Source organism: Streptomyces sp. NPDC057697 (assembly GCF_042799335.1).
Lineage (GTDB): Bacteria > Actinomycetota > Actinomycetes > Streptomycetales > Streptomycetaceae > Streptomyces.
The window spans coordinates 1-1,092 of the sequence record NZ_JBHVJA010000046.1; the positions used below are offsets into that span (position 1 = coordinate 1).

The 1,092-nt window shown below is 62.4% G+C and carries 1 protein-coding gene; it reads right to left on the reverse strand.

Annotated elements, in window-relative coordinates:
• Nucleotides 1-871: DUF4158 domain-containing protein (locus ACFVFH_RS35790; RefSeq protein ID WP_383777116.1), on the reverse strand; the 871-nt coding region annotated here is incomplete at its 3' end.
• Nucleotides 872-1,092 lie beyond the last annotated feature (221 nt).

Below are 1,092 nucleotides of genomic sequence, written 5' to 3' on the forward strand. Positions count from 1 at the left end.
CGGTAAGCGTGGCCTCCATCTCGCGCAGCGTTGCAAGCAGGATGACCCGCCTGCGGGAGACGCGCATCTGTTGGAAAGCCTGGGCGGTATATCGCACGCCTTCGCGGGCGAACTGCGTCAGGCGGGGCTCGTGCAGGGGATCGACCGGAATGCTGGAAATACCGGTCCTATGGATTATCGCGACCTTCTCGAGGATTTCGGCAAGCGAGGCTGACGCGACGCGGGGCTCTGGTTCGCGCAGCCAGGACAAGCGGCTCTGCCGGTCATGTACCTTCTCATCGATCAGCATATCGAGACGCTGACGCATATCCGCATCGAGTTTAGCATCGACCGCGGCGACCAGATCGGTTTCCGTCCGAAGCATCGCCTCGGCCGCCATCCGCTCAACGACGCTGATGCCAGGGATGACGATGCGTCGCGTGCGCAGCTCGTCCAGCAATCGATCAAGCAAAATGCGCCCGTCCACGATAGCCATGGCTTCGGTTTCCAGCCAAGTCATCATGATGCCGCGCGCTGGCCGGCTCAGATCGGTGAATCCGAAGCGCGCCTTGATGGCGGCAAGCTGATCGTAGCGGGTCGGCGCTCGCCGCGCGAAGTCGGCGACGACGCCTGCATCCACTCCGACCTGTTCGGCGATGTGGTCGAGCATGATTGCAGGCAACAGCTCGCCTGTGCGCAGATGTCGCCCCGGATAGCGCAGGCAGCAGAGTTGCAGGGCATAGCTCAAGCGGGTCGCCGGAGTGCGTGCGAAGCCGATCGCAGCAAGGTCCTCGGCATCGAGGCCATGATGTCGCACCACCGCCGCCTCGCTGTCGGGCAAAGCAAGCAACGCGGCGCGCTGCCGCTGGGTCATCGGAATACGTGCGGGCATGTTTCATCCTCCAAAAACCTCTTGCCTTTTGTTGGCTTAGTGAAAGAGGATTGTGAAAGACCCAAGGCTGCGGAAATTGGTGCATGCTGTTTCCGCCTCCAGATACGGCCGTTTGTGAAAGAGACGCAGATGACGCGCGAACCCTATCTGATCGGTTATGCCCGCGTGTCGAAGGGCGACGACCAGTCGAACGCCGCGCAGCGGCGCGCGCTCGATTCGGC